Genomic DNA, 19,208 nt, shown 5'->3' on the forward strand with positions numbered 1-19,208 from the left:
GCCGGCCACCTCCACCGGCAAGGTCGCTCGACATGCCGGGTTGACAAACAGGCTTGCCGAAACTGCAATGGGGGCCATGAGCGGCGATGACACGGACGAGGTGCTCGCGGAGGTCGGGCCGAGGCTGCGGCGCATCCGCAAGGAGCGGGGGGCGACGCTGGCCGGGCTGTCGGAGGCGACCGGGATCTCGGTGAGTACGCTCTCCCGGCTGGAGTCCGGGCTGCGCAGGCCCAGCCTGGAGCTGCTGCTGCCGATCGCGCGCGCCCACGAGGTGGCGCTGGACGAACTGGTGGGCGCGCAACCGGTGCGCGATCCGCGGGTTCGGGCCGACCCGATCCGCAGGCACGGGCGTACCCACTGGCCGCTGACCAGGCAGCCCGGCGGTCTCCAGGCCTTCAAGGTGCTGGAGCCGCAGCGGAAGGAGGAGCCGGAGCCGCGGACCCACGAGGGTTACGAGTGGCTGTACGTGCTGTCCGGGCGGCTGCGGCTGGTGCTGGGCGAACACGACGTCGTGCTGTCGGCGGGAGAGGCGGCCGAGTTCGACACCCGGGTGCCGCACTGGTTCGGGTCGACGGGGGAGGGGCCGGCGGAGTTCCTGAGCCTGTTCGGACCGCAGGGGGAGCGGATGCACGTCCGGGCCCGCCCGAGGAAACGTGGCGGAGACGACTGACTCCGGTCGGCCCCGGCTGTTCCCTGATCGGCAAGCGACCGCTTAGTATGCGGTCGAGCCCGGTCAGACGAAGCAGTCCCGTGGAGGCCCCGCATGCAGGCATGGCAAGTGCACGAGAACGGTGAGCCGAGCGAGGTGATGCGCCTCGCCGACGTGGCACAGCCGGTACCCGGCGACGGCCAGGTCCTGCTCAGGGTGCGTGCCGCGAACATCAACTTCCCGGACGTGCTGATGTGCCGGGGCCAGTACCAGGTCAGGCCGCCGCTGCCGTTCACGCCCGGCGTGGAGATCTGCGGCGAGACCCCGGACGGACGCCGGGTGATCGCCAACCCGGCGCTGCCCCACGGCGGCTTCGCCGAGTACGCCGTCGCGGACGCCGCCGCCCTGCTGCCCGCGCCCGACTCGCTGGACGACGCCGAGGCCGCCGCCCTGCACATCGGCTACCAGACCGGCTGGTTCGGCCTGCACCGGCGGGCCCGCCTGGAGGCCGGCGAGACCCTGCTCGTGCACGCCGCCGCCGGCGGGGTCGGCAGCGCGGCCGTCCAGCTCGGCAAGGCGGCCGGCGCGCGGGTCATCGGCGTGGTGGGCGGCGCCGACAAGGCCGCCGTCGCCCGCGAGCTCGGCTGCGACGTGGTGATCGACCGGCGGAGCGAGGACGTCGTCGCCGCCGTGCGGGAGGCCACCGGCGGCCGGGGCGCCGACGTGATCTACGACCCGGTGGGTGGTGACGCCTACGCCCAGTCCGCCAAGGTCGTCGCCTTCGAGGGCCGCATCGTCGTCGTCGGCTTCGCGAGCGGCACGATCCCCCACCCGGGCCTCAACCACGCCCTGGTCAAGAACTACGCGATCCTCGGCCTGCACTGGGGCCTGTACGCCACCAAGAACCCGAAGCTGATCCAGCACTGCCACGAACAGCTCACCGAGCTGGCCGCGCGGGGCGCGATCCGGCCGCTGGTGAGCGAGCGCGTGCCGCTCGGCGGGGCCGCGGCCGCCGTCCAGCGCGTCGGCGACGGTGTCACCACCGGCCGCGTCACCGTGCTGCCCGGCCTGGAGAACGGAGCCGCCGCATGACCGACGCCGACGAACTGCGCCGCCGCACCCGGGAGTTGCTGGCCGCGCACCCGCCCGCCGAGACTGCCAGGCAGGACTTCCTCACCGCCCGCTTCGACGCGGGTCTGGCCTGGGTGCACTACCCCGAGGGCCTCGGCGGACTCGGCGCCCCGCGCTCCCTCCAGGCCGTCGTGGACGCCGAACTGGAGGCAGCCGGCGCCCCCGACAACGACCCCCGGCGGATCGGCATCGGCCTCGGCATGGCCGCGCCGACGATCCTGGGCTACGGCACCGAGGAGCAGAAGCGGCGGTTCCTGCGGCCGCTGTGGGTGGGCGAGGAGGTCTGGTGCCAGCTCTTCAGCGAGCCGGGCGCCGGGTCCGACCTGGCCGCGCTCGGCACCCGGGCCGTCCGCGAGAGCGGGGGAGACTGGGTGGTCAACGGGCAGAAGGTGTGGACCTCCAGCGCCCATGTCGCGCGCTGGGCCATCCTCATCGCCCGTACCGACCCGGACCTGCCCAAGCACCAGGGCATCACCTACTTCGTCTGCGACATGACCGACCCCGGCGTCGAGGTGCGGCCCCTGCGGCAGATCACCGGCGAGGCCGAGTTCAACGAGGTCTTCCTGACCGACGTCCGCATCCCGGACGCGCACCGGCTCGGCGCGGTCGGCGACGGCTGGCGGGTCGCCCAGACCACCCTCATGAACGAACGCGTCTCGATCGGCGGCATGCGCCTGCCCCGCGAGGGCGGCATGATCGGCCCCGTCTCCAGGACCTGGCGCGAGCGCCCCGAACTGCGCACCCACGACCTGCACCAGCGGCTGCTCGGCCTCTGGGTCGAGGCCGAGGTCGCCCGCCTCACCGGCGAACGACTGCGCCAGCAGCTCGTCGCCGGCCAGCCCGGCTACGAGGGCTCCGGCATGAAGCTCGCGTTCGCCCGCCTCAACCAGGAGATCAGCGGCCTGGAGGTCGAACTCCGCGGCGAGGAGGGCCTGCTGTACGACGACTGGACCATGCGCCGGCCGGAACTCGTTGACTTCACCGGCCGCGACGCCGGCTACCGCTACCTCCGCTCCAAGGGCAACAGCATCGAGGGCGGGACCAGCGAGGTCCTGCTGAACATCGTCGCCGAACGCGTCCTGGGCCTGCCCGCCGAGCCGCGCACCGACAAGGACGTCGCCTGGAAGGACCTCGCCCGATGAGCACATCGCCCGACCTGCTGTACTCCGAGGAGGAAGAGGCCCTCCGCGCCGCCGTCCGCGACCTGCTCACCGACCACTGCGACGCCCCCGGCGTGATCGCCCGCACCGAGTCGGACACCCCGCACGACCTGTCGCTGTGGAAGGCGCTCGCCGAATCCATGGGTCTGGCCGGCCTGCTGGTGCCCGAGGCACTCGGCGGCCAGGGCGCCACGCACCGCGAGGCCGCCGTCGTCCTGGAGGAGCTGGGCCGCGCCGTCGCCCCGGTGCCGTATCTGACGAGCGCGGTCGTGGCCACGGAGGCCCTGCTCGCGTGCGAGGCCGACGACCTCCTCGCCGAGCTGGCGTCCGGCCGCAGGATCGGCGCCCTCGCCGTCGCGCTGCACGTCGCCCCGGGCGGCGCCCACCGCGCCGTACGCCTGGAAGACGGGCTGCTGTACGGGCAGTTGACCGGGATCGCCGATGCCGCCGCCGCCGACGTGCTGCTGGTGCCGGCCGAGGACGGCGGGCTGTACGCGGTCGGCGCGGACGCCGTCACGCTCACCCCGCAGGTCTCCCTCGACCTGACCCGGCCGCTCGCGACGCTCACCCTCGACGGGGCCCCGACCCGCCGGCTGGGCGCCGCCGAACCCGCCGTACGACGCGCCCTGCGCGCCGGTGCCGGACTGCTCGCCGCCGAGCAACTGGGCGTCGCCGACTGGACGTTGACGGAGACCGTCCGCTATCTCAAGGAACGCAAGCAGTTCAACCGGCCGGTCGGCGGCTTCCAGGCGCTCAAGCACCGGCTCGCGCAGCTGTGGCTGGAAGTCGTCAACCTGCGCGCGGCCGCCCGCAACGCCGCCGACGCGCTCGCCCGGGACGAGGACGCCGACGTGGCGGTCGCCGTCGCCCAGACCTACGCGGCGCCCGTCGCCGTCCACGCCGCCGAGGAGGCCGTCCAGTTGCACGGCGGCCTCGGGATGACCTGGGAGCACCCCGCCCACCTGTACCTGAAGCGGGCCAAGGCCGACTCGATCGCCTACGGCACGGCCGGCGCCCACCGCGCCGAACTGGCCGACCTGATCGACCTCCGCGCCCCCTGACGTACACCTGGGCAACGCCCGCGAGAAGCCCGCCCCACCAGGGGCGGGCTTTTTCGTGTGCCCCACACGGACGAAGTGAACTCGTGACGGCGGACCGGACAACTCCCCCCGCGGCGCTGCTCCCTGAGCCCGGCGGATCGCATACTCGCTGAGGTTCCCCACGACTCCACCAGGGAGGCAGAGCATGGCCCTCACCACCCGTCGCAGAGCCCTCAGCACCCTCGGCGCAGCCCTCGCGGGCACGGTCGCCCTGCCCGCCGCACGCGCGGCGGCGGACGAACACCGGCACGGCACACGGCCGTTGTGGCGCGCCCACGCGCACAACGACTACGAGCACCCGCACCCCCTGTTCGACGCCCTCGGCCACCGCTTCGGCAGCGTCGAGGCCGACATATACCTCGTCGGCGACCAGCTCCTCGTCGCCCACGACCCGGTCGACCTCGACCCGTCCCGCACCCTCGAATCCCTCTACCTCGCCCCGCTGGCCGCCCGCGTCCGGGCCAACCACGGCTTCGTGTACCGGGGTTACCGCAAGCCCCTGCAACTGCTCATCGACATCAAGACCGAGGGCTCCTCGACCTACCTCGAACTCGACCGCCATCTCCGGCCCTACCGGCACCTGTTCACCACCTACGCCCACGGCCGCGTCCACCCCGGTCCGGTCACCGCCGTCGTCTCCGGCGACCGGGCGGCCCGCATCCCGATGGAGGCCCAGACCGTGCGCCGGGCCTTCTACGACGGCCGCCTCACCGACCTCGGCAGTTCCGCGCCCGCCTCCTTCGTCCCGCTGATCTCCGACAACTGGACGCTCAACTTCACCTGGCAGGGGGAGGGCGCCTTCCCCGAGGCCGAGCGGCAGAAGCTGCGGGACATCGTCCGGGCCGCGCACCGGAGCGGACAGCGCGTGCGCCTGTGGGCCACCCCCGACCTGGCGGGCCCGGCCCGGGACGCGGTGTGGGCCGAACTGCTCGCCGCCGGCGTCGACCACCTCAACACCGACGACCTCGCCGGACTCGAGACGTTCCTGGACACGCACCGGTAACGCACAGACACCACACGTTCGGAGGACAGGTCAGCCGCCCGGACGAACCCTCCGTTACGCCACACTTGCGGCCGAACGCCGCGAAGTGGACGTGGCGGAGGAGGTTGACGATGGCCATTTCCATCTCTGTGGTGCTGCTGCTCATGATCCTGGCGGTGATCTTCCTGCGCAGCGGCGGACTGAAGGTCTCCCACGCCCTGGTGTGCGGGCTGCTCGGCTTCTACCTGGCGAGTTCGAGCATCGCCCCCGCCATCCACAGCGGCGTCTCCACGACGGCGGAGATCGTCAGCGGCCTGAGACCGTGACCGCGCGCGGTCTCACGGTGTGGAGAACACCCCGATGCCGTTCGGCACGGGGCGTTCGGCCCCGCCGCTGGGGTGGTTGCGCACCGACACGACGCCGGCGCCCGGCGCGCGGGCGACCAGCGTCGTCGATCCGCCACCGTCCAGGCTGAACGCGTCTACCGAGCCCAACGTCCGCATGAGGTAAGCCACTTCGGCGATCGTCAGACCGCTCCGGTAGGCGGGGGCCCCGTCCACCGCGAGCAGCAGCAGGCGCCGTCCGCCGTCCGCGACGCCCACGGCGGTACGCACGGCCGAGACCGCGTCGTCCAGACCGGGCAGCGGCCGTCCGCCCCTGAGCACCGGGTAGCCGCCGAGTGCGAAGCGGTACGGTGCGCGGGACGCGGACGGCACGAGCCGGTAGCGGACCTTCACCGCCTGGCCGGTGGAGAGTTCACGCAGGCGTCGCGCTCCCGCCTCCCGGCCGACGAGCACCGTGGTGCCGCGGGCGACGGGACCACTGCCCGGTGTGCCGGCCGTGGACACGACCCGGCCGCCGCGGACCGTCACCTCGTAGGTGTCCGTGCTGCAGGGGGCGGCCCGGTCCGTGTCCGTGCCGCACGTCGCACGGACCCGGGAGGCGGCGCCCCAGCGGGAGGTGAAGGCGCCGACCGCTCCCACGGGCAGCGCGTACTGGTTGAGCCCGGCGAGCGGCAGCCTCCCGGCGGGGGTGCCGACGGTGCCGGCGAGGGTCAGGCTGTCCAGCCGTGCCCGGCGGTCGTCGCCCACGCCGATCACGTTCCTGGTGTTCGTGCCGGGTGGCAGGGCGGGGCCGAAGCGCTGGCCGTCCGGCACCGCGGCCTTCAGCACCCGCCCGTTCGCGATCGCCGGTCCCACGGTCGCGCCGGTGGCCTCGACACCCGGATGCTGGGTCTCGGTGATGTTGAAGAAGTCGCCGTTGACCCCGGCCACAGCGCCCTGCGCGTCCGCGAGCCGGGAGACGGCGGCCCGCGCGGCGACCGCCCCCGGGTACAGCAGACCGAGGCGCACGCGCCGCTCGCGCAGGTCGACGCTCAGCACATGGACGTGCGTGGGGCCCTTGGCGGCCTGGAGGTCGAACTGCCGGTAGTCGACGCCCGGCGCGACCTCGACGGCTCCTCGCGCGGCGGCCGCCGGCGTCGCCCCCACGAGGGCCGCACCGGTCAGCGTGCCGAATGCCGCGAGGAGGGTCAGGACCGACCTGCCTGTCCTCGATCGCCTCTGACGACGCGTCACGACTCCCCCTGATGTCTCGTCAACTGTCCCAGGACTCGGGGGAAGTGCACCAGACGGCGGGGTCCCGCGGGGTGGCTAGCCGTCGACGACCCGCGAACGGGTGAGGAAACGCACCCCCTCGGGTGCTTCGAGGGAGAAGCCGCTGCCCCGGCCCTCGACGACGTCGACGATCAGCCGGGTGTGACTCCACACCTCGTACTGGCTCCTCGACATCCAGAACCCCACCGGCTCCGCGACCCCCTCGACGTCGAGCTCCGCGAGCAGGACGTCCGAGCCACCGGTGCGGAACTCGCCCTCCGGGAAGCACATGGGGGCGCTGCCGTCGCAGCAGCCGCCGGACTGGTGGAACATCAGGGGACCGTGCGTCTCGCTGAGCCGGCGCACCAGCCGGGCGGCGCCCGGGGTGAGTCGCACCCGGGGGACGTCCTCGTCGTCGGTGCGCGGGGATTCCTCCTGCATGCCGTCCGCCCCCATCCGGTCGCCGGAAACCTGGTCACCGGCCCTGCGCCGGGCCGGTGACCAGGGCAGCAGACGGAACGTTGCGACACGGTTGCGGACGGGGCGCCGTACGGCGTGAAAGGGGTGTCGGGGCGGGTTCCCGGACGAGCCGGGGAGAGCCAGGTGACGCCCGGCGGCTCGGCTCCGGGACCGGCGTGCGGTACGCGCGAGGTCCGGAGGGGAGTACGGTTGCGGGACCGAGCGCATCTCGCACGCCGTCATCGGTTTCGGCGTCGCTCTCGGGGAACGGCACAGGCCGGCGTACCCCGCGTCCGGCCGGAAAAGAGCCGCATCATGCCTCCTGGCTCGTGCTCTCCCGCCGTCTTCCGTGTCCGGACCCGCGCAGCGCGGTAGCGGATCTCCCGGCTTCCGGGATGCCGTGGAGGCATTCCGGCATCTCGCACGCGGCCCTGGACCGATCAGCACGTCCGGACCGGTCGGCGGGGCTCTGAACCGCTCTAGAGGATGCGAGACACATGTATTCACAGGACTCGATCTCCGGCCGCCGGCGCGGCCGTCCCGAACCGTCCGCGGAGGTGCTCGCCGGACTGGCCTGCCTCATCTGCGGCGCCGACTACCGCGCCGCGCCCGAGCCGCAGGCGGTGGTGGTCTCCCACCGCGACGACAGACAGCTTCTCGCCTGCCACGGGACGTGCGCGCGCATGGCGAGCGGGTCGGTCGACGGCCTGGACGAGACGCCGCTCCCGCTGGCCGAGCGCGTCGGAAGGTACCGGCCCGGCGGCTCCTGACCCGGACAGCGGGCCGCCACGACCAGCACGCCTGGAACAACTGAACGAAATGATGAGGAAGCGCATGAGCCTGATGAGTCTCGGAGTGCTCGCCTCCTCCCGCAAGGAGAACGAGTTCCGTCTGCCGCTGCACCCCGCCCACCTCGACCGGATCGCCCCGGACCTACGCGAGAAGATCTTCCTCGAACAGGGCTACGGCGAACGGTTCGGCGTCCCCGACGACGCGCTGCGGCCACTCGTGGCCGGCCTGGTCCCACGCGAGCGGATCCTCGCCGAGTCCGACATCGTGCTGCTGCCCAAACCGATGCACGACGACATCGCCGCGCTGCGCGAGGGCCAGGTGCTGTGGGGATGGCCGCACTGCGTGCAGGACGAGAAGATGACCCAGATCGGCATCGACCGACGGCTGACCCTGATCGCCTGGGAAGCCATGAACCACTGGACCTCCACGGGCGCCTTCAGCGTCCATGTGTTCCACAAGAACAACGAACTCGCCGGATACTGCTCGGTCCTGCACGCCCTCCAGCTCGGCGGGCTGACCGGCAGCTACGGGCGGCGTCTGCGCGCGGTGGTCATCAGCTTCGGCGCCACGGCGCGCGGAGCGGTCACGGGCCTGGGCGCCATGGGGGTCTCCGACGTCACGGTCCTCACCCAGCGCGCCGCGGCGGCGGTCGCCTCACCGATGCCGTCGGTGGTGATGGGCCACTTCGAGGAGCAGGAGGACGATCCGTCCCACCTGCGGGCCGTCACCGCGGCCGGTTCCGCGCCGCTGGCCGAGTACCTGGCCGGGTTCGACATCATCGTCAACTGTGTCCTGCAGGACACCGACGCGCCGCTCATGTTCGTCAACGACGAGGAACTCGCCCTGTTCCGGCCCGGGACGTTCTTCATCGACGTCGCCTGCGACGAGGGCATGGGCTTCGCCTGGGCCCGTCCGACCAGCTTCGGCGAGCCCATGCTCGCGGTGGGACCGGACTGCCACTACTACGCGGTGGATCACAGCCCGTCCCACCTGTGGAACTCCGCCACCTGGGAGATCAGCGAGGCGCTCCTTCCCTACCTGGGCACGGTCATGAGCGGCCCGGCCGCGTGGGACGACGACAGCACGGTCACAAGGGCCATCGAGATCCGCGACGGTGTCGTCCAGAACCCGAAGATCCTCTCCTTCCAGCACCGGACAGCCGCCTACCCCCACACCCCGGCCCCGGACCCCTCCGCGGCCCCCGCACACACCTAGGTCCCCCCGCACACACCTAGGTCCCCCCTCACGCCGGTGTCGCATCCGTTCGCGCAGCCGGCCTGAGACACCCCGAACCGGGCGGTGGTCACTTCCTCCGCGGCGGTGCCACCGCCCGGGACGGGAACGCGGCGCGAGCGGTCCAGCCGGGTTCGGACCCGGTGCCATGATCGCGTCACCGACCTGTGGCCCCCGACGCCGCGGCCGGGGGCGCCGACCGACGCGCTGACGCCAACCGTTCGTCCACGTATGCCAGTTGGCAGGAGCCCGTCATGACCACGGCACTGCAGCCTCCGCTTCCCTCCCAGCCTGTGCTGCGCCTGCGCCTGGCGCCCCGCGGGGGCATGTCCCGGCCCATCGACGGAGCGTGGTGGCCGCGCTCCTACGACCTGCTCGGCGAACTCCCCCAGCTGCTCGCCGGACTGCCCCGCGCGTGGGGCGACATCGGCAGCGCCACGGTCAGCGGGCCGATGTGGTCCGCGCCGCCCGGTCGGATGCTCGTGGCCAACCAGGTCGTACGACTGCGCAGAAGCCTGATGGCGTCCGCCCCGCACACCATCGTCCTGCTCGCTGCCGGCCGGGGGCGCCGGGAGCTGCTGGTCGTGCCTCCGGACACGACCGCGGAGGCTGCCGAACCGCTCATGGCGGCCGCCTCGGGCGGTCACGCCTGAGACCTCCGCGCCCCGGCCCGCCCGGCCGGTCACGGGGGCAGTGACGGCCAGGCGGGTGGTCACTCGACGTGCTCGCCGAAGTCCGGAGCCGCGATACGCCGGTGAGGGCCCAGGCGTGTGGTCCAGCGCCGTGCGGGAGGGTGTCGATGACGAGGGTGGCCGGCAGGCCGGGATCCTGAGCGGCCGGTCCCGCTCGTCGAGCCCGCCTGGACCAGCACGGCCTTCGACGCCGCCGGCGTCCGCCCCGACCAGCCGCTGAGGGTCTACGCCCACCAGCGCCCGGTCTTCGAGGGGTACATGGCCCAGGCGGTCAAGGACGGTGAGGCCCCCGCCGTCGTCGCCCGGCAGATCGTCGCCGTCAGTGGGGAAAGGCGCGCATCCCGCCATAATCGGACCATGGGAAAGAGCTACGAGCGGATAGACGGCAGGCTGCGTGCCTTCATCGAGGCGCAGCACATCTTCTTCACCGCCACGGCGCCGCTGGACGGCGACGGCACCATCAACCTTTCGCCCAAAGGCCTCAACGGATCCTTCGCCGTACTCGACGAAGTCACCGTCGCCTACCTCGACTTCGCCGGCAGCAACGCCGAGACGATCGCGCATCTGCGCGAGAACGGCCGTATCACCTTGATGTGGTGCGCCTTCGACGGTCCGCCCAACATCGTGCGGGTCCACGGCCGGGGAGAGCCCGTCTTCCGCGACGACGCACGCTGGGGCGAGCTGCTGAGGCACTTCCCGGACATCGACGGGGCCCGGCACGGACTGCGCGCGATCATCGTGGTGACCGCGGAGAAGATCCGCGACACCTGCGGCTACGCCGTCCCGTTCATGACCTACGACGAGGACCGGTCCCTGCACGCCTCGCGCTTCGCACGCGAGAGCGATGACACGCTCGACGCGTACTTCCAGAAGAAGGAACACATCGCGACCAGCATCGACGGCCTGCCCGGACTGCCGCTGCCTCCACTGTCACGTACCGAGTGAGACCTCCGACGGTCAGGCTCGCCACGTCGACCGGCGGCCCGCGGGCGGGCAGCGACGCGGCGCGTGGACCGGCCTGTTCGACGTCGGTGACCTGAGGGGCCGGTGCGGGTGCCGGTCGCGCCCGGCCGGGGAGGGGCCGGGGTCCGGTGGGTGGAGGTGCAGGTTCCGCTGCTTCACCGGGCCCCAGCCACAAGGGCCTGGTGCCCATGAAGATGTCGGTTACACCCTTTTTCGCCTCATCGGATGTTCTGGTGGTGGGCATGACTGCGGGCCCCGGAAGTCTTCCGGGGCCCGCGGTGTGGTGTGTGCCGGTCGCTGGGTTACCAGCGATACCAGCGACCCTTGCGGCCGCCGGTGTCCGCCGACCGCATGACGAAGCCCAGCAGCCAGACGACCAGCACGATCACGGCGATCCACCACAGTGCCTTCAGGGCGAAGCCCGCACCGAAGAGGACCAGAGCCAGCAGTAGAACGAGAAGCAGGGGAACCATAGTTATCAACCTCCGAGGCTCCTGATGCCCGGCCGATCACAGAACACACGGCCTTTTTCCCTTGTTTCTCCACGAGTCCTGGGGGCACCCGACGCGCTTTCGACCACCGCGCCATTCGCCCCCGAGTCGACCGGAGAACCCACTCGTGCCACAAACGGAAGCCCAACACCCGTACGCAAGGCGGATGTTGCATGACGCCGGTCGCGGGCAGCCGATGGACGGGAGGGAGAACCCGTGAAGCGACGCTCCGATGCGTACACACCGCCGTCATGGGCCAGGGCGGGCAACCGGTGGACCCCGTGGGTCTTCTGGCCGCTGCTCTGCCTGAGCAGTGCTCTCCTCGTGTGGCGGGTGGTCGAAGGCGACAGCGCGGTTCGCATCGTGGTGGCGGCCGCACTGGTCCTCTTCTACGCCTGGCTGCTGGCCGCCAACCGGACCGCGAGGCGCAAACGGGACAGGCTCTGATCCACTGCCTCGATGTGACCGTGGTCTCGTCCTTCCCGGTGGGGCAAGGGGTGGGGGTTACTCGTCGTGGAGTTCGTCGCGGACGCGGCGTGAGGGCTGGAAGGCGTACAGGTCGAGGATGCCGGGCGGATCGGCCAGGCCGGGCCCGCCGTCGCCGACCCAGGTGGCGATGTCGGCTGCGGCGCCGGGGTCGTTGACCTGGCCGAGCCAGACGGGGCGTCCGCCGGCGTTGCGTCCCTCGGCCGAGGGCTGGATGACGACGACGTTGGCGCGCTCGCACGCGTCGAGGCAGTCGGTGCGCCGGACCATCGCGACGCCGGCCAGGGCGGTGCGCAGGTCGGTGAGCTGGCCCTCGTGGTCGAGGTGGGGAACCTTGGCGGCTGTGCCGCAGCAACATCCCCGGCAGACGGTGACAGTGCAGCGGGCGCTGCCGGCACCACCCGTTGCTGTCGGGGCGGGGGTGCGGCTGCGCCGGGCGCGCTTGCTCACGCGAAGTCCTTTCCGAGGGCGTTGGTCCAGGCGTGTTCGCGCAGCAGGCGCAGGCCGTTGAGGCCGACGACGGTGGAGCCTTCGTGGCCGGCCACGCCGAGGGGCAGCGGGAGGGTGGCCACGAGTTCCCAGGCCACCCGTGCGGTGATGCGGCCTGCGGCGATGACCACATTCTGCACGACGAGGCGACGGGCCCTGCGGGAGAGGGCCACGACGGTGGGGAGGGTGGCGAGTTCGTCGCGGACGACGACGGCGCCGGCCGCTTCCAGGGCGAGGTCGCCCCCGCCCGCCGCCCCCGGTCACCGCCCCAGGCCACCGCAGCGGGTTCGCCATGTGGCCGTGCGATGCGGCTCGGGATGACCGGAGCGGCTTCGCCGTGCTCAGGTGGGTGAGGGTGCCGACGCAGTGCGCGGCGGCCGTATCGAAGATCGAGTGAGGCGAATCACTAAAGATCTACGCGCCGCACGCAACTGCGAGCCGTGCCAACACTGTCTGACAGGGAGTCGGGCCCATAGGGGGTCGGGGAGCGAGAGAGCGGGGTAGGTCGTGGGGCGACGCAGTGGCGGCATAGGAATCGCACTCGTCACGGTCGCGACGCTGGTGGGCGTGAGTGCCTGCGGCGGGGGCGGCAGTGACAAGGCGAGCGGGAACGGGAACGACGCGAAGGCATCGGGAAAGGCGAGCGCGAGTGCCTCGCCCAAGCCGACGAAGCCGGCGGGCCCGCCGATGCTGCTGGAGACGATCACCCCGCAGACGGGCACCACGGTCGGTGTGGCCATGCCCGTCTCGGTGATCTTCACCGACCCGGTGGCGGAGAAGGCGCGGGCCGCGGTCGAGAAGCACATGAAGGTCAGCGCCTCGCAGCCGGTGGCCGGCGCCTGGCACTGGATGGGCGACAAGCGTGCCGACTGGCGGCCCAAGACGTACTGGCCCGCCCACACCACGGTGAAGGTCGACGCCGACATGAAGGGCGTCAGCAACGGCAACGGGCGCTACGGCGTCCACGGCTACACGCACACCTTCAAGATCGGTGACGACGTGCGCGCGGACGTCTCGGTCACCGGCCACACCATGAAGGTGACCCGCAACGGCAGCCCCGTGCGCACCCTGTCGATCAACGCAGGCAGCCCCGAGTACCCGACGTGGAACGGCACCATGGCCGTCATCGACAAGCAGGAGAAGGTCCACATGACCTCCTGCAGCGTCGGCATCAGCTGCGACAAGGGCAGCGCCAACTACTACGACCTGACCCTGCCCTGGGACGTCCACCTGACCCAGTCCGGCACCTACGTCCACTACTCGACCGGCGACCCCAACCCGGGCAGCGGCAGCGCCCGCGGCTCCCACGGCTGCGTCCACCTGTCCATGTCCGATGCCAAGTGGTTCTACGGGCAGGTCAAGCAGGGCGACCCGGTCACCATCACCGGCTCCTCCCGCGCCAAGGCGCCCGCCGACAACGGCTACGCCGACTTCAACCTCGCCTGGGACCAGTGGCTGGCCGGCAGCGCGGCGGGAGAACAGACGACCGCGACCCTGTGACACCCCGGGGCGACGACACCGGTCGGCCCCGCCCGCTCGCAGACGGACACCCCGGCAGGCTGCCGGGGGCCGGCGAACCTGTTCGCCGGCCTCTGGGAACCCGGGCTTGCCGGAGCGGAGGGCGGGGCCTCACGCCTTGACGGCCGCCGCGACCCGCAGGGCGGCCTGGGCGGGCGTGAGGTGCGTGGTGTCGACGACCTCGGCCTCGCCGTGCAGCCACGTACGGGCCGCCTCGGCGTAGGGACCCAGGTGTCGGAGGCGGAACGAGGAGGGACCCATGACGGTGTCCCCCTCGATGCGCCGGCGGAGGGTGTCCTGGTCGGCGTGGAGGACGAAGTGCCGTACCGGGACGGCATGGTGGGCGAGGCCCGCGCTGATCTCGCGCCAGTACTCCTCGACCAGGACGGGCCCCGCCCGGGGAGGCTGCGGCCTGTTTCCGGGCGGGGCCGGTGTCAGGAGGCGTCGTCGTCCACCGGACACGTGTAGCGGCCCTCGGGGCCCCAGCTGGTGACCGACCGGGCGCCGTCGGCCAGAACTCCGCAGGTCAGGTCGGTGACCTTGGTCCCCTGGGGGGTGATCTCGCGGATGTGGATCTCCTTGTTCTGCGGGTAGTTGTGGCTGCCGTCCAGGGTGATGACCCCGGACTCCCCGACGTACTCGCGGACGCCGGGATCCTGCAGGTAGGTGACGAGCGCGCTGGGGGAGAAGGAGCGGTCGGTGGTGAAGATGGCGTCCATGGCCTCGGAGAGGATGTTGACGGCGTCGTAGCCGACCGCGGAGTCGGCCTCGGCGGACAGGCCGAAGGCGTCGTGGAAGCTTCCGGCGAACGGGCCGCCGGGGGCCGGCAGGCTGAACTGGTTGTAGAAGAGGGTCAGCGCGCCGTACCTCTGCGGCATCAGCTTCGGGTGCAGGATCAGGTCCGGGGCGGGGCTCTCCGCGAGCACCGCGACGCCGCCTCGGTGGGCGCGGCAGGCCCGGTTGTGCTGCATGTAGAGGAACAGGTCCTCCATGACGCTGGAGCGGCCCGCGTAGAGGACGAATCCGTCGGTGCGCTGGACCAGGGTGCAGACGGTGTCGGCGACGGCGCGGGTGCGGCGGCCGTCGTCCACCTCGCCGTAGGGCACCAGGCGCACGAGTCCGCTCGTGCGGTAGGCGGATTCGAAGCGGTGGGCGAGGTCGGCGCTGAAGTACTCGTCCTGGGGGTCGAAGACGACGACGGCGGCCGGCCCGGTGCGGCCGGGGGCCGGGGCGGCCAGGGTGTGCAGCCGGGGTGAGTCGCGGGCGAAGGCCGCCACCACCTCGGCGATGCGTGAGTCGGGCGGGGACAGCTGGAAGTACGACACGGGGGAGGCGCCCTCGACCATGCGCTGCCCGGAGACGCCGGTGCCCAGCACGGTGATGCCGCGCGCCCCCAGCTCGATCGCGGCCTGCTGCGATTCCGGGCGGCTCTGGGTGAGGCCGATGACCGCCGCGACGTGGTCGCGCTCCGCGCGGTCGATGATGGTCTGCGAGACGTCCACGGCGGAGTGGCTTTTCCCGGTTCCGGTGCCCGTGGTGTCGGCTGCGCCGCGAGAGCCGTAGCGGAAGTATTCGCCGGCGTTGGCGATGAGCAGCCGCACGGGCACCTGCGACTTCAGGTGGCTGTCGTTGACCTGCTTCTGGGCCAGCAGCGCGCCGCGCAGCATCTGGAAGCCGGTGGGCACGGTGCGCTTGGACTCCGAGCCCACGCTCAGCGGCGCGAAGAACACGAGACTGCGATACGGCCGGCTGGTGTCCACCTGGGCGTTCTGGCGGCCGAGGGTCCTCTCCAGCTTCCTCAGGTCCGGCGCGTACAGGCCGTGCGCGAGGTCGCAGCCGTCGGTGCCGTCGGTGAGCCCGACCACTTCCCCGCTCGGCACGTGCCGGCAGGAGGCCGAGGCCGAGGCGGTGGTGGCGGTCGGGGTGGGGGTGGGGGAGTGCGCGTCGGAGAAGTGCTCCACCACCGCCCGGGACAGGAAGAAGCCGCCGGCGCACAGCACCGCCGCGGCGGTGACGGCGGCCGACGGCCTCGCCCAGTCCAGGCGGCTGGGGCGGTGGGGCGTCACGGCGCGGTGGACGGCCAGCCAGTCCTTCGCCGTGCCGTCGTCGTCGGTGCGCGGCAGGGGCAGCACGTTCACGGCCTCGGTGGCCCGGCCCGCCGCGGCCGCCGCGAACAGCGCGGTCAGCGCCTGTTCGGCGCGGCGGGTGTCGGGGACGCCGCCCTGCGCCGGTACGGCCGGGCGCGGGGGGCCGGCGGCGTAGGAGGGGAGCTCGGCGGTGGCGGCGCCCAGCACCAGCAGGGGGCCGGTGCCGGTGTCGCGGGCGACGGCGGCGTAGGTGTCCAGGAACTTGCGGCAGGCCGAGCCCTCGCCGCCCACGGTCGGCAGGAGCACGACGAACGCCCAGCGGCGGCGCGGGCGGCGCCGGCTCCACACCCGGGGCCGTGCCGCCCTGACCAGGTCCCGGATCAGCGCGGTGAGCAGGACCTGCCGGACCACCGCCTCGTCGCGGACCGCCAGGGCAGCCGCCTCCGGGTGCCGGGGCTCGGCCGAGTCCTGGGCGAGGGTGTGCCGGTGCGCCGCGCGCAGGGCCGATGCCGCGTTGAGGAAGCTGCGCCCGGTCTGGTTCAGCATGCGGCCCACCCACGGGTGATGCCGGTCGACCCGCATGCCGTACCACTGACGCCACAGCCAGCCGGCCGGTACGACGGTCAGCAGCCGGACCAGCGCCCCCCATCTCCCGCCGACGGCGTCGCCGAGCTGCGCCGTGTTGGGGGACGGTTGGTATCGCTGGGTGAACCGGTTGCAGAGCATGCTCTGCAGGGCCCGGCGTTCTTCTTCCGCGCCGGGCGGCAGCGCGGCGCGCAGGACCGCGAGGCAGGTGTCGAACTCGGGCAGCCGCAGGGGTCCGGCCTTCTCCGGCATGGAGGCGCGCAGCTGGAACGCCACGTCCTCCAGCAGCTGTACGTGCGGGGCGGCCGCGGCGTCCTCCGGCGGGCCGGTGCGCGCGGGCCGCGCGTCGTCGACGACCGCGTGCGGCGCGAGGCTGGCCAGATACCGGTCCGGCTCGTTCTCGGAGGACACCAGGCGTTGCCGGTACGCCAGCACGAGGGTGGTGAGCCCCTGGTCCGGCTCGGCGGTGGCCGCGCCTGGTGCCGGGTCGCCGTCCGGCTCGCGTGCCAGCAGCAGGGCCGGCAGCCGGTGCCGGCGGGACTGCGGCAGGTGCGGCCGGCCGGTCTGCCGCTCGGCGACGTACTGGTCGATGACCTGGACGACCTTGTCGAAGCCGGCGGGCAGGACGAGCTGTTGCTCGTCTCCGGGGGATGGGTGCAGCACGCGGTACCTCCAAGTCACCTCTGTGCGTGGAGTGTTCCGCGCCCCCGGGAGGCACATGGGCGATACGGAGATTTTGTCGCTATTCGCTGGCTAATGAAACGATGTGGCCGCCGTGCAGCCGTATTGTGGTCGCACGGCACGTCGTTTCTCTCCCCTCGCGCGGCGAACGGTGGACCGCGCCCCTTGGTGGCCGGCGAGCTGCTCACCCCTGCGGGCAGGCACGCACGGGGAGCGGTGCCACCGGATCGGCGGATCGCCGCCGGCCCGGCCGGGGTGTGTTCCGCGCCGGACTCAGGGGCGCGGTGCGCCACAGCCACGCGCGGCTGCCCAGTGTCAGGGCAAACCAGTCACAGGTTCCCGCCGGGCGGCGGGTGGCAGCATGGCGCTCTCGCAGTCCGCCACGACGTCCGCGACATCCGCGTCCTCCGGGCATCCCGACCTGACCCCTCCCTCCCCTCCGCGCGTCTTCGCAGGTCCTTGACGGTCTCTTGACGTCAGCGGCGGGCATGGAGGGTGCGTCCCGGGTTACGAGCGCAATGTGACACGTATCGGATTGGTCGCCCTGACACTGGCCGCGGGACTCGTGGCCGCCGCCGCGGCATGGGTCTCGCCGTGGTGGCTTCTCGCCGCCGTCCCACTCGTCCTGCTGGGAGCCCTGGGCACCTGGGACCTGCTGCAGCGACGGCACACCGTGCTGCGCAACTATCCGGTCCTCGGTCACGCCCGCTACCTGCTGGAGCGGATCCGCCCCGAGCTGCAGCAGTACTTCGTGGAGCGCAACTTCGACGGCCGCCCCTTCGACCGGGACGTGCGCAGCATCGTCTACGAACGGGCCAAGGGCACCGACGCCGAGCAGCCGTACGGCACCGAGCAGGACGTCTACCAGCCCGGCTACGAGTTCCTCATCCCCTCCATGGCCCCCTGCGCGGTGCCCGAGACGCCGCCGCGGGTGCGGATCGGCGGCCCCGACTGCACCCGCCCCTACGACATGGCGCTGCTGAACGTGTCGGCGATGAGCTTCGGCTCCCTGTCGGCCAACGCGATCCTCGCCCTGAACGGAGGCGCCGCCGCCGGCGGATTCGCCCACGACACCGGGGAGGGCGGCCTGTCGGAATACCACCTGCGGCCGGGCGGCGACCTCGTCTGGGAGATCGGCACCGGCTACTTCGGCTGCCGGACCCAGGACGGCGCCTTCGACGCCGGAGAGTTCGCCGACAAGGCCGCGCACGACCACGTGAAGTGCGTGTCGCTGAAACTCTCCCAGGGCGCCAAGCCCGGCATCGGCGGAGTCCTGCCCGGAGCGAAGGTCAACGCCGAGATCGCGCGGGTCCGCGACGTTCCCGCCGGGCAGACGGTGATCTCACCGCCGTATCACCGGGTCTTCTCCACCCCGCGCGAACTCGTCCGCTTCGTTGCCAGGATGCGGGAGCTGTCCGGCGGCAAACCGACCGGCTTCAAACTCTGTCCGGGCTCGCGCAGCCAGTTCCTCGCGGTGTGCAAGGCCATGCTGGAGGAGGGCACGGGTCCGGACTTCATCATCGTGGACGGCGCCGAGGGCGGCACCGGCGCGGCACCCCTGGAGTTCGCCGACCACGTCGGCACCCCGCTCACCGAGGGCCTGCTGACCGTACACAACGCCCTGGTCGGCGCCGGCCTGCGCGACCGTGTCCGGATCGGCGCCAGCGGCAAGATCGCCACCGGCACCGACCTGGTCAAACGACTCGTCCAAGGCGCCGACTACGGCAACGCGGCCCGCGCGATGATGTTCGCCGTCGGCTGCATCCAGGCGCAGCGCTGCCACACCAACACCTGCCCCACCGGCGTCACCACGCAGGACCCCCGCCGGGCCCGCGCCCTCGACGTCGGCGACAAGACCCTCCGCGTCGAGCGCCTGCAGAAGGCGACCGTGGCCAGCGCCCTGCAGCTCATGGCGTCCATGGGCGTCACCGACCCCGCGCAGTTGCGCCCGCACATGCTGCACCGGCGCATCGACCCCTACACCGAACGCTCCTACGAGCAGCTCTACGAATGGCTGGAGCCCGGCCAGCTGCTCGCCGAACCGCCTCAGTCCTGGGCGGCCGACTGGCACGCCGCCGACCCCGACCGCTTCACCGTGTGATCTGGAGGATCCCC

At 72.4% G+C, this 19,208-nt stretch carries 18 protein-coding genes and 2 pseudogenes; 13 read left to right on the forward strand and 7 right to left on the reverse strand.

From position 1 onward, the window contains the following. Positions 1 to 76 precede the first annotated feature (76 nt). The 6 genes from AC07AZ_RS22020 to AC07AZ_RS22045 all read left to right on the forward strand — a co-directional run bounded on the left by AC07AZ_RS22020 (position 77) and on the right by AC07AZ_RS22045 (position 5,348). Positions 77 to 670, forward strand: a complete 594-nt coding sequence (locus tag AC07AZ_RS22020; protein ID WP_478850234.1) for a helix-turn-helix domain-containing protein — start codon at positions 77 to 79, stop codon at positions 668 to 670. A gap of 93 nt (positions 671 to 763) precedes the next feature. Next, complete coding sequence (locus tag AC07AZ_RS22025) at positions 764 to 1,741, forward strand: NADPH:quinone oxidoreductase family protein (RefSeq protein ID WP_478850236.1); 978 nt, start codon at positions 764 to 766, stop codon at positions 1,739 to 1,741. Then, positions 1,738 to 2,922 (forward strand): acyl-CoA dehydrogenase family protein, encoded by a 1,185-nt coding sequence (locus tag AC07AZ_RS22030; RefSeq protein WP_478850238.1) that lies wholly within the window; start codon positions 1,738 to 1,740, stop codon positions 2,920 to 2,922. The genes AC07AZ_RS22025 and AC07AZ_RS22030 overlap by 4 nt, the downstream gene beginning before the upstream one ends. After that, a complete protein-coding gene (locus tag AC07AZ_RS22035; RefSeq protein ID WP_478850240.1) occupies positions 2,919 to 4,001 on the forward strand; it encodes an acyl-CoA dehydrogenase family protein in 1,083 nt (360 codons plus the stop codon). Before AC07AZ_RS22030 ends, AC07AZ_RS22035 begins: the two co-directional genes overlap by 4 nt. 184 nt (positions 4,002 to 4,185) lie before the next feature. Further along, positions 4,186 to 5,043, forward strand: a complete 858-nt coding sequence (locus AC07AZ_RS22040; RefSeq protein ID WP_478850242.1) for a phosphatidylinositol-specific phospholipase C/glycerophosphodiester phosphodiesterase family protein — start codon at positions 4,186 to 4,188, stop codon at positions 5,041 to 5,043. Between the two features lie 110 nt (positions 5,044 to 5,153). Continuing rightward, the gene (locus tag AC07AZ_RS22045; protein WP_478850244.1) at positions 5,154 to 5,348 is read left to right on the forward strand and encodes a hypothetical protein; all 195 of its coding nucleotides are present in this window, start codon (positions 5,154 to 5,156) and stop codon (positions 5,346 to 5,348) included. 12 nt (positions 5,349 to 5,360) lie between these two features. On the opposite strand, the gene AC07AZ_RS22050 is transcribed toward AC07AZ_RS22045, so the two are convergent. Together AC07AZ_RS22050 and AC07AZ_RS22055 are read right to left on the reverse strand one after the other, a co-directional pair. Next, entirely contained in the window at positions 5,361 to 6,599 is a 1,239-nt protein-coding gene (locus AC07AZ_RS22050; protein WP_478850246.1) for a phosphodiester glycosidase family protein, read from the reverse strand. Between the two features lie 75 nt (positions 6,600 to 6,674). Further along, complete coding sequence (locus tag AC07AZ_RS22055) at positions 6,675 to 7,058, reverse strand: DUF779 domain-containing protein (RefSeq protein WP_478850248.1); 384 nt, start codon at positions 7,056 to 7,058, stop codon at positions 6,675 to 6,677. A gap of 515 nt (positions 7,059 to 7,573) precedes the next feature. Here AC07AZ_RS22055 and AC07AZ_RS22060 point away from each other — a divergent pair. From AC07AZ_RS22060 to AC07AZ_RS22075, 4 genes are all read left to right on the forward strand, one after another. Then, positions 7,574 to 7,846, forward strand: a complete 273-nt coding sequence (locus AC07AZ_RS22060) for a hypothetical protein (RefSeq protein ID WP_478850250.1) — start codon at positions 7,574 to 7,576, stop codon at positions 7,844 to 7,846. Positions 7,847 to 7,910: 64 nt separating this feature from the next. Continuing rightward, positions 7,911 to 9,083, forward strand: coding sequence for a N(5)-(carboxyethyl)ornithine synthase (locus AC07AZ_RS22065; protein WP_478850252.1), 1,173 nt, complete (start codon positions 7,911 to 7,913; stop codon positions 9,081 to 9,083). A 272-nt stretch (positions 9,084 to 9,355) separates the two neighbouring features. Next, positions 9,356 to 9,754: a DUF5994 family protein gene (locus AC07AZ_RS22070; protein WP_478850254.1), complete on the forward strand. Its 399-nt coding sequence runs from the start codon at positions 9,356 to 9,358 to the stop codon at positions 9,752 to 9,754. A 396-nt stretch (positions 9,755 to 10,150) separates the two neighbouring features. Then, positions 10,151 to 10,738 carry a pyridoxamine 5'-phosphate oxidase family protein gene (locus AC07AZ_RS22075; RefSeq protein WP_478850256.1) on the forward strand — a complete coding sequence of 196 codons (588 nt, stop codon included), beginning with the start codon at positions 10,151 to 10,153 and terminating at the stop codon, positions 10,736 to 10,738. A gap of 320 nt (positions 10,739 to 11,058) precedes the next feature. Here AC07AZ_RS22075 and AC07AZ_RS22080 read toward each other — a convergent pair whose 3' ends face one another. Then, positions 11,059 to 11,229, reverse strand: coding sequence for a DUF5670 family protein (locus AC07AZ_RS22080; protein ID WP_102911389.1), 171 nt, complete (start codon positions 11,227 to 11,229; stop codon positions 11,059 to 11,061). Positions 11,230 to 11,463: 234 nt separating this feature from the next. Between AC07AZ_RS22080 and AC07AZ_RS22085 the strand changes: the two genes are divergently transcribed. Continuing rightward, entirely contained in the window at positions 11,464 to 11,694 is a 231-nt protein-coding gene (locus tag AC07AZ_RS22085; RefSeq protein ID WP_478850258.1) for a hypothetical protein, read from the forward strand. A gap of 57 nt (positions 11,695 to 11,751) precedes the next feature. Here AC07AZ_RS22085 and AC07AZ_RS22090 read toward each other — a convergent pair whose 3' ends face one another. Next, complete coding sequence (locus AC07AZ_RS22090; protein ID WP_478850260.1) at positions 11,752 to 12,183, reverse strand: (2Fe-2S) ferredoxin domain-containing protein; 432 nt, start codon at positions 12,181 to 12,183, stop codon at positions 11,752 to 11,754. After that, positions 12,180 to 12,467: pseudogene (locus tag AC07AZ_RS22095) on the reverse strand (heavy metal translocating P-type ATPase); the annotation flags it as partial. The pseudogene AC07AZ_RS22095 and the gene AC07AZ_RS22090, both read right to left, overlap by 4 nt. Before the next feature lie 262 nt (positions 12,468 to 12,729). Between AC07AZ_RS22095 and AC07AZ_RS22100 the strand changes: the two are divergent. Further along, positions 12,730 to 13,722: a L,D-transpeptidase gene (locus tag AC07AZ_RS22100; protein WP_478850262.1), complete on the forward strand. Its 993-nt coding sequence runs from the start codon at positions 12,730 to 12,732 to the stop codon at positions 13,720 to 13,722. Positions 13,723 to 13,851: 129 nt separating this feature from the next. On the opposite strand, the pseudogene AC07AZ_RS22105 reads toward AC07AZ_RS22100, so the two are convergent. Together AC07AZ_RS22105 and AC07AZ_RS22110 are read right to left on the reverse strand one after the other, a co-directional pair. Continuing rightward, positions 13,852 to 14,127, reverse strand: a pseudogene (locus AC07AZ_RS22105) (ATP-binding protein); the annotation flags it as partial. Between the two features lie 47 nt (positions 14,128 to 14,174). Then, positions 14,175 to 17,075, reverse strand: coding sequence for a hypothetical protein (locus AC07AZ_RS22110; protein WP_478850264.1), 2,901 nt, complete (start codon positions 17,073 to 17,075; stop codon positions 14,175 to 14,177). 538 nt (positions 17,076 to 17,613) lie between these two features. Between AC07AZ_RS22110 and AC07AZ_RS22115 the strand changes: the two genes are divergently transcribed. Beyond that, the gene (locus AC07AZ_RS22115; RefSeq protein ID WP_478850266.1) at positions 17,614 to 19,194 is read left to right on the forward strand and encodes an FMN-binding glutamate synthase family protein; all 1,581 of its coding nucleotides are present in this window, start codon (positions 17,614 to 17,616) and stop codon (positions 19,192 to 19,194) included. The last annotated feature ends 14 nt before the right edge of the window (positions 19,195 to 19,208 follow it).

It is taken from the genome of Streptomyces sp. NPDC043878, from assembly GCF_056435735.1.

Excerpts from the sequence above, each read along its gene's own strand:
- AC07AZ_RS22045 (WP_478850244.1), top strand. The coding sequence starts at position 5,154 with ATGGCCATTTCCATCTCTGTGGTGCTGCTGCTCATGATCCTGGCGGTG.
- AC07AZ_RS22060 (WP_478850250.1), top strand. The coding sequence starts at position 7,574 with ATGTATTCACAGGACTCGATCTCCGGCCGCCGGCGCGGCCGTCCCGAA.
- AC07AZ_RS22035 (WP_478850240.1), top strand. The coding sequence starts at position 2,919 with ATGAGCACATCGCCCGACCTGCTGTACTCCGAGGAGGAAGAGGCCCTC.
- AC07AZ_RS22030 (WP_478850238.1), top strand. The coding sequence starts at position 1,738 with ATGACCGACGCCGACGAACTGCGCCGCCGCACCCGGGAGTTGCTGGCC.
- AC07AZ_RS22020 (WP_478850234.1), top strand. The coding sequence starts at position 77 with ATGAGCGGCGATGACACGGACGAGGTGCTCGCGGAGGTCGGGCCGAGG.
- AC07AZ_RS22025 (WP_478850236.1), top strand. The coding sequence starts at position 764 with ATGCAGGCATGGCAAGTGCACGAGAACGGTGAGCCGAGCGAGGTGATG.
- AC07AZ_RS22080 (WP_102911389.1), bottom strand. The coding sequence starts at position 11,229 with ATGGTTCCCCTGCTTCTCGTTCTACTGCTGGCTCTGGTCCTCTTCGGT.
- AC07AZ_RS22065 (WP_478850252.1), top strand. The coding sequence starts at position 7,911 with ATGAGCCTGATGAGTCTCGGAGTGCTCGCCTCCTCCCGCAAGGAGAAC.
- AC07AZ_RS22055 (WP_478850248.1), bottom strand. The coding sequence starts at position 7,058 with ATGCAGGAGGAATCCCCGCGCACCGACGACGAGGACGTCCCCCGGGTG.
- AC07AZ_RS22075 (WP_478850256.1), top strand. The coding sequence starts at position 10,151 with ATGGGAAAGAGCTACGAGCGGATAGACGGCAGGCTGCGTGCCTTCATC.
- AC07AZ_RS22070 (WP_478850254.1), top strand. The coding sequence starts at position 9,356 with ATGACCACGGCACTGCAGCCTCCGCTTCCCTCCCAGCCTGTGCTGCGC.
- AC07AZ_RS22040 (WP_478850242.1), top strand. The coding sequence starts at position 4,186 with ATGGCCCTCACCACCCGTCGCAGAGCCCTCAGCACCCTCGGCGCAGCC.